Annotated in this window: 8 protein-coding genes and 1 pseudogene; 2 read left to right on the plus strand and 7 right to left on the minus strand. The window is 73.4% G+C overall.

What is annotated here, in order from left to right; genetic code table 11:
* A pseudogene (locus tag QOL99_RS13280) lies at nucleotides 1-358 on the plus strand (hypothetical protein); the annotation flags it as partial.
* Between the two features lie 372 nt (nucleotides 359-730).
* On the opposite strand, the gene QOL99_RS13285 reads toward QOL99_RS13280, so the two are convergent.
* The gene (locus QOL99_RS13285) at nucleotides 731-1900 is read right to left on the minus strand and encodes an MFS transporter (protein ID WP_285524506.1); all 1170 of its coding nucleotides are present in this window, start codon (nucleotides 1898-1900) and stop codon (nucleotides 731-733) included.
* Between the two features lie 166 nt (nucleotides 1901-2066).
* Here QOL99_RS13285 and QOL99_RS13290 point away from each other — a divergent pair, with 166 nt between their 5' ends.
* Complete coding sequence (locus tag QOL99_RS13290; protein WP_285524508.1) at nucleotides 2067-2573, plus strand: hypothetical protein; 507 nt, start codon at nucleotides 2067-2069, stop codon at nucleotides 2571-2573.
* Between the two features lie 4 nt (nucleotides 2574-2577).
* On the opposite strand, the gene QOL99_RS13295 is transcribed toward QOL99_RS13290, so the two are convergent.
* The 6 genes from QOL99_RS13295 to QOL99_RS13320 all read right to left on the minus strand — a co-directional run.
* The gene (locus tag QOL99_RS13295) at nucleotides 2578-3105 is read right to left on the minus strand and encodes an isoprenylcysteine carboxyl methyltransferase family protein (RefSeq protein ID WP_285524509.1); all 528 of its coding nucleotides are present in this window, start codon (nucleotides 3103-3105) and stop codon (nucleotides 2578-2580) included.
* 5 nt (nucleotides 3106-3110) lie between these two features.
* A complete protein-coding gene (locus tag QOL99_RS13300) occupies nucleotides 3111-3980 on the minus strand; it encodes a hypothetical protein (RefSeq protein ID WP_285524510.1) in 870 nt (289 codons plus the stop codon).
* 9 nt (nucleotides 3981-3989) lie between these two features.
* Complete coding sequence (meaB, locus tag QOL99_RS13305) at nucleotides 3990-4910, minus strand: methylmalonyl Co-A mutase-associated GTPase MeaB (RefSeq protein WP_285524512.1); 921 nt, start codon at nucleotides 4908-4910, stop codon at nucleotides 3990-3992.
* Between the two features lie 78 nt (nucleotides 4911-4988).
* Nucleotides 4989-5699 carry a histidine phosphatase family protein gene (locus tag QOL99_RS13310; RefSeq protein ID WP_285524514.1) on the minus strand — a complete coding sequence of 237 codons (711 nt, stop codon included), beginning with the start codon at nucleotides 5697-5699 and terminating at the stop codon, nucleotides 4989-4991.
* Nucleotides 5696-6763, minus strand: a complete 1068-nt coding sequence (purM, locus tag QOL99_RS13315) for a phosphoribosylformylglycinamidine cyclo-ligase (RefSeq protein ID WP_285524517.1) — start codon at nucleotides 6761-6763, stop codon at nucleotides 5696-5698. The genes QOL99_RS13310 and purM overlap by 4 nt, the downstream gene beginning before the upstream one ends.
* Before the next feature lie 77 nt (nucleotides 6764-6840).
* The coding region (locus QOL99_RS13320; RefSeq protein WP_285524519.1) for a VTT domain-containing protein at nucleotides 6841-7171 on the minus strand (331 nt) is incomplete at its 5' end.

The raw sequence follows: 7171 nt of genomic DNA on the forward strand, positions 1-7171 counted from the left end.
GCTGGCCGCCGCCCTGCCGCCCCTGGGGCTGGGGCTGCTCGGCGTCGCGGTGTTCGCCGCGCGTGACCTGCTGACCCCCGGCCTGGCCGCCGCCCTCCTCGGCCTGGTGGCGCTGGGAGTTTCCGGAAGCGCCCTGCTGGTGCTGTGGCGACCCCTGCCCGTGCGCCGCGCCGACGCCTTCAAGACCCGGCCGGGCAACACCGTGGGCCAGACCGTGCTGACCATTCTGTTTCAGGGGGGCCTGAGTCTGGGCGCTTACGCGCTGGCCCGTGGGCAGGCCTGGAGCCTCGCGCCGTTGCTGGCGGCGGGGCTGGCGCTGGCGGTGGCGTACGGGGGACGGGGAACGGACGCGCGGTGAGGGGGGGAGGGAGGCTGGAGTTTTGAGATCCGCGCCTTGAGGGAGGGAGAACACACTGACCTGCTCTCGCCGAAGCCGCCTTTTTCCTGTGTCAGCCGCCCGAAGCGTCCCCGCCCCTCAAGTCCACTTTCCAGGCAGCCGAGCCGTTCGGCGCGTCCGCGCCGAGGCCTTTCACTCGGGCGGAGGATGGCGTGGAGGGGGACACGGAGACGGGGCAATCAAAGCCAGAACACGGGGGGACAACCTTTGCCCAGCGCAGCGCTGCTCCCCCTTCCCTCTGGGGACCCGTAGAGCTGCGGAGCAGAGGGGGCTGGGGGAGGGGTTTCCAACGAATCAAGATCGTTTGCCACCCCTCCCCCGCCCCCTTCAGCCTCAGCCCTCAAACGCCCCCCGCCCCGGCTCCGGCAACCGGTACGCGATCAACGCACTGGGAATCAGCAACGTCAGGCTCACCAGCGCCGCCGTGGTGGGCGTCGTCACGTCCGCCAGCGCCCCCACCAGAAAGATCAGCAGCCCCGCAAAGCCCCACGAGAAGCCCATCATGATGCTGCTCGCCACCGCGACGTGCCCCGGCGCGTATTCCTGCGCGGCCACCACGCCGACGGGAACGCTGGCATTCACCGCCGCCCCCACCAGGAAGGTGAGCGGGTAGAACCACCAGTTCGCCGGGCTGGACAGAATCAGCAGGACGAAGAAGGGAATGGTGGTCAGGATCGCCGCCCGCAGCACGGGAACCCGCCCGTAGCGGTCGCTGGCCCGCCCCCCCACGATGCCGCCGATCGCGCTGGCGACGGCGTAGACGGCCAGCGTCACCCCGACCTCCCGCGTCCCGAAGCCCCGACCCAGCAGGATGAAGGGCAGCATCGCGTTGTAGCCCATGCTGGCGAGCGACCGCAGCACGGCCATCGCCCACAGGCCCACGAGCGGCCCCCGGAAGATGCCCGCGTACTCGGCCAGGCTGACCCTCCGCCCCTCGGCCCGGCCGGGCGGCGTGACGGCAAAGGTGATCGCGGCAATCACGGCCCCGATCAGCGCGAACCAGGGCAGGTTCTCCAGCCCCACCCCCGCGAACACCGGCCCCAGCGCCATGCCCGCCGTGCCCCCGGCGCTGAACAGGCTGGCCCACAGCCCCCTTTTCTCGGAGGGGCTGCTCAGGGCGACGTAGGCCGCGCCCGCCGGATGGAAAAAGCCGCTGCCGAAGCCAGCCACCGCCACCAACAGCAGCAGGGCCCCGAACCACGGCATGAAGCCCATCGCCGTGAGGCCCAGGCCCGTCATGAGCGGCCCCAGCGCGGCGGCGTAGCGGCGGTCCACCCGCTCGCCCAGGATGCCCAGCAGCGGTTGCAGGACGCTGGAGGTCAGGCTGTAGACGCTGGACAGCAGGGTGACGGCGGCGATGGACACCCCGAATTTGCTCTGGAGGGCCGGGGTCAGGGGCGTGAGCATCGCCCCGTAAGCGTCGTTGATGAAGTGTCCGGCGGTGACCGCCACGGCGACGGCGGTGGCGTGACGGGCGGCGATTCGGGCGGGGGCGGCCTGCATGGGGGCCACGCTACGCCTGAAGCAGCCCGCAGCACGAGGGGGCGGCGGCCGCTGTCCCGTCTGAAGGGCCACTGTTCTTACAGGCTCAAGGAAGGATGAAGTGGCGTTGCGGGCGAATGTGACCCCGTGAAGGGGGCGAGACCTTCTTCACAGCTTAGGCTGAGGCATGACCCTCGCCCTGCGGACCGCTGTGGCCGCGACCCTTCCCTCGGAAGAGCAGCTCGACCTCCAGCTCGCGGCCCTGCCCGCGCACGACTGGGCCGAGGTCGCGGCCCTGTTTGCCCGTGATCTTCCCGAGCTGGAAGTGGTGCTGGCGCTTCCCGGGGCCGGGCCGCTCGCCCACGCGCTGGGAGAACTGCGCGGCCTGACGGTGCTGGAGGTCGAGGGGGGGCGTCTGCCCCAGACCCCCGGCGGGCCGACGCTGGGCGACGCGGTGGTCGTGACCCGGGACCTGACCGACGGGCTGGCCGAGCTGGAGCTGCTGCTGCGGGCCGAGGCCGCCGCGCTGCGGGTCCGGGCCGTCGCCGTGGGCGTGGAACGCACCAGTGGTCCCGGCCGCACCCGGCTGGAGCTGCAGGGCCTGCGGGTGCTGAGCGCCGTGGCCCTCGCGAGCACCCCGGCGGGCCTCAAGTTCGAGCAGCGGGTTCCGTCCCGTCTCCGGCACGTGTCGTAGGGGGTCAGCCCTCCGCGTTCGCCTCGCGGTAGGCCCGCAGCGCCCGTTCCTCGGCGGGAATCCGGATCAGCAGCAGCAGGGCGGCGTTGAGCAGGGTTCCCGCCAGCGCCGTGCGCCACGCCCCCACCGCCAGCGGCCCGGAGGCGAGTTCCAGCGCCACCACCGCGTAGTTGGGATGGCGCACATACCGAAATGGCCCCCCGGTCACCCGCTCCCCCCCCGGCACGATCAGGATGCGGGTGTTCCAGTAACGCCCCAGCGTGCGAATGACCCAGGAGCGCAGCGGTTGGGCCAGCACGAACAGCAGCAGCGCCGCCCAGTTCACCTCCCCACGGGCCCGGCGGCCCTCCCACAGCAGCCCCAGCATCCAGGCCGGGTGCAGCAGGAAAAAGAGGGGGTAATGCTCGCGGCCGTATTCCACCGCGCCGTGCTGCCGCGCCCAGCGTTCGTTGGCACGGGCCACCCGCAGTTCGAGGAGGCGCTGCACCAGCAGGAAGCCGAAGAGCAGGGGCGCGAGGGTGCGGGCACGCATGGGCGTCAGCTTACGGGAACCGTCACCCGGCTGCTTCCCCGGCCCTCCTCGGCAGTGACGTGGACGATCAGGGCCGAGAGGCCGCCGTCCTTCACCCGCAGGGACAGCGTGCCCACGCCCAGCGGGGTGCGGTGTACCGACAGGCTCTCCGGCCCGTCCTCGCGGTGGAGCAGCCGCCAGCCCTGACGCTCCAGTTGCGGGAGGAAGTGGGCCAGCAGGGCCGCCGGGTCGGGCGCGGGACCGGGAGGGGGCCGCAGGGCCGAGAGCTGGGAACGGATCGGCCCGCCCTGCCCCGTCTGCATCTGGCCCTTCCAGCCGTCCGGCAGGATCAGCGTGGGCAGCGGGGGCTCGAACTGGTCGGCGAAGTGGGGATGCGACCAGCGGCCCCGCAGATGTTCGACCTGGCCGGGGTCCGTGTCCGCGACGGTCAGCTCGACCTGCGTGACGCCTCCCTGCTGCCGCGATTGAACCCCCAGCGTCCGGGCGGGCTCCAGCGCCGTGGCTGCCCACTCCGACCGCGCCGCCTCGACGAAGACCTGCTGAAAGACCTGAGACTCCTGCCAGCCCTGCTCCGTGAACCGCCCGAGCAGGGCGTCCATCACCTGTGGCTGCGGCGCGGGGATGTCCAGAAAGGCCCGCCACTGGAGGCGAACAGGCCCTGCCGCTGCCGCCCGGGCGCTGCCGGGAGAGGCGAAGGTCCACCCCGGAAGCACCGAGCGCACTCCACCCAGCACCCGCATCCCCGGCAGGTCGGGCAGCGTGACCGGGAGGTCCGGCGGCAGAGTGCCCGGCGTCACGGCCACCCGCTCTGCATTGTCCTCCCGCTCCAGCGCCCGGCGCAGAAACTCGGCCTCCAGCGTGACCTGTTCGCTCATGGGGGGAGCTTAGCCCGCCAGCAGCGCGTCGGCCGCCGCATCGGCGTCCAGCTCGCCCCGCGCCACCCGGGCATAGAGGTCGCCGCTGACCTCCCGCGCCCGCCTGAGCACCCGCTCCTGCACCAGCGTCCGCACCTCGAACTCGGCACGCGCCGCCCGGCGAGCGTGCAGGCCCTCCTCGCCGAGATGGGCGCGGTGGGCCAGGACCGCCTCCAGCAGGGCCTCCACCCCCTCGCCTTTCTGGGCGACCGTGCGGCGCACCGGGGCGAACCAGGTGTGTTCGTCGTGGGCGCCGAGGCCCTGCGCGGCGAGCAGTTCGCGCACGGTGCGGTCGGCGCCGGGCAGGTCGGCCTTGTTCACGGCGATCACGTCCGCGATCTCCATGATTCCGGCCTTGAAAGCCTGCACGCCGTCCCCGCCCGCCGGGGTCACCACCAGGAGGGTGTGGTCGCACACGGCCGCCACGTCCACCTCGGACTGGCCGACCCCCACCGTCTCCAGAATCACCCAGTCGAAGCTCGCCCCCTCCAGCAGCGCCAGCACGGGCAGGGTGCGCGGCGAGAGGCCGCCCAGGGCGCCCCGGCTGGCGAGCGACCGCACAAAGACGCCGGGGTCGCCGTGGTGGCGCAGCATCCGGATCCGGTCGCCCAGGATCGCGCCCCCGGAGTAGGGACTGCTGGGGTCCACCGCGAGCACCGCCACCCGCTCGCCCCGCGCCCGCAGCGCCGCGATCATGGCGTCGGTGAGGGTGCTCTTGCCGCTGCCGGGGCTGCCCGTCACGCCCAGCACGACGGCGCGGTCGGGGCGCTCGCGGGCGGCCCGCAACACGGGCCGGGCGGTGTCCAGACCACTTTCCGCCAGGGTGATCGCGCGGGCCAGGGCGCGGGGGTCCCCGGCGCGGAAGCGGGTCACGAGGTCGGGCGGGGTCAAGGGGTCACCCCCGCCTTCCGGGAGCTGTGGGGAGAAGGCCGTCGCATGGTTCCCCCAGGCTAGCGCCCTGCCCGGCCCTCACGGCGCCTGCCCCAGCACGTCGTCCGCCTCGGTCGCCTCGATCAGGTCTTCAAGGTGCGCGTCGTCGTTGAAGCCGAGGAGGGTGCCGCTGTCCTCGCCCAGCAGGACGCGGGTGATGGAGGTGTTGGTCACGCTCAGGCGGGCCCAGGCGTGGCCCGGCACCCCGCCCAGCGCCAGCCCCACTGCCACCCGCACCACGCCGCCGTGGGTGAAGACCAGCACCCGCCCCCCCGCGTGCCGCCCCCGCAACCGCCCGAAAGTCTCGCCGCAGCGGGCGAACAGGTCGGCCATGCTCTCGCCGCCGGGCCGCCGGGTGCCCCAGGGGTCAGCCTGCAGGTCGCGCAGGTACTCGGGGTACTGCCGCTTGATGTCCGCCACGACCAGTCCGCCCAGTTCGCCCACGTCGATCTCGCGCAGGCCCGGCTCGGCCTGCACGGTGGGCTGCCCCGAGAGCCGCTCGGCCACCGCCTCCGCCGTCCGCGAGGCGCGGGTGAGGTCGCTGGTGTACACCGCGTCGAAATGCCCCCCGGTCAGACGCTCAGCGAGTGCCGCCGCCTGCAAAATCCCGATGTGACTCAGGGGCACGTCGGTCTGGCCCTGGTAGCGGCCGTCCGCGTTCCAGGTGCTCTCGCCGTGCCGCACCACCCAGAACTCGGTCGCGGTGCGTCGGTCGGGCATCCGGAAGCCGGTGGGGGGACGGTACCTCATCGGGAGGGGGTCCCGTCCAGGCCCGCGAGCGTGACGCCCGCGCCCGGCCCCATCTCCCCGATCACCCAGGGCGACTCGCCCGCCCCGCGCAGGGCCGAGAGCGCCGCCTCCTGCTCCTCCGGCCCCACGATGAACAGGAAGCCCACGCCCATGTTCAGCGCCCGGAACGCCTCGGCCCGGTCCATCCCGGCCCGGCGCACGATGAGTTCGAAGACGGGCGGCACCCTCCACGACCCGGTGTCCACCCGCATACCCAGGCCCGCCGGAAAGACGCGCGGCGGGTTGTCCACCAGTCCGCCCCCGGTGATGTGGGCCATGCCGCGCACGTCCACCCCGGCCCCGGCCAGCGCGTCCAACGCCCCCAGGTAGGCCCGGTGCGGCACCGTCAGCAGGTCCCCCAGCCGCTCGCCGCCGAGGTCCGCCCGCGCTTCATTCCAGTCGAGGTCGTCCAGCGCCATCCGAGCGAGGCTGTAGCCGTTGGTGTGCAGGCCGCTGCTGGGCAGGGCGATCACGGCGTCGCCGGACTGGATGCGCGAGCCGTCGATCAGCCGGGGCCGGTCCACGACGCCCACGATGGTCCCCACGAGGTCGAGTTCGCCCTCCGCATACACGCCGGGCATCTCGGCGGTCTCGCCGCCCAGCAGGGCCACGCCGAGGGCCTCACACGCCCCCGCCGCGCCCGTGACGATGGCGGCGACCTGCTCCGGGATCAGGCGCGAGGTCGCCACATAATCGAGGAAGAAGAGGGGCCGCGCCCCCTGCACCAGAATGTCGTTCACGCAGTGGTGGACGATGTCGGCGCCCAGCCCGCCCACCCGTCCGGTGCGGACGGCGACCCGCGTCTTGGTGCCCACCCCGTCGGTGGAGGCGACCAGGATGGGGTCTTCCATGTCCCCGAAGGCCGCCCGGAAGAGGCCCCCGAAACCGCCCAGCCCACCCAGCACGTTGGGGGTGTGGGTGCGGGCGACCGCGTCTTTCATCAGGGCGACTGCCCGGTGCCCCGCGTCGATGTTCACGCCTGCCCGCTCGTAGGCGGGGGCCGCGTCCGTGTTGCCTTGCGTCATGCTCCTCCCAGGTGTGGCCCCAGGCCGGGGCTGCTCGGGAGGCAGCATAGCGGAGAAGGAGGCGGGGCCCCTCGCCGTCAGCCCCTCGCCCTACCCCGGCGCAGCAGCCACCAGCGCCCCAGCACGCCCAGCCCCACCGCCGCCGAGAGCAGCCCCAGTCCCCACGCCATCCGGCCAGCCGAGCCGCTGAGCCACACCACCAGCGCCGTGACGGGCAGGGCCCCCGCTGCCGTCGCCCCCATGAAGGGCCGGAAGCCCATGCCCGCCGCCCCCGCCACCAGATTGAGCACGTCGGCGGAGAGCACCGGCATCAGGCGCACCAGCAGCACCCCTTGCAGGCCGTAGCGTTCGGCGAAGGTGTGCGCCGCCCCCCGCGCCCGCTCGCCCGCCAGCGCCCGCACCAGCGTG

Source organism: Deinococcus rhizophilus, assembly GCF_030271215.1.
In the GTDB taxonomy this organism is placed as follows: Bacteria; Deinococcota; Deinococci; order Deinococcales; family Deinococcaceae; genus Deinococcus; species Deinococcus rhizophilus.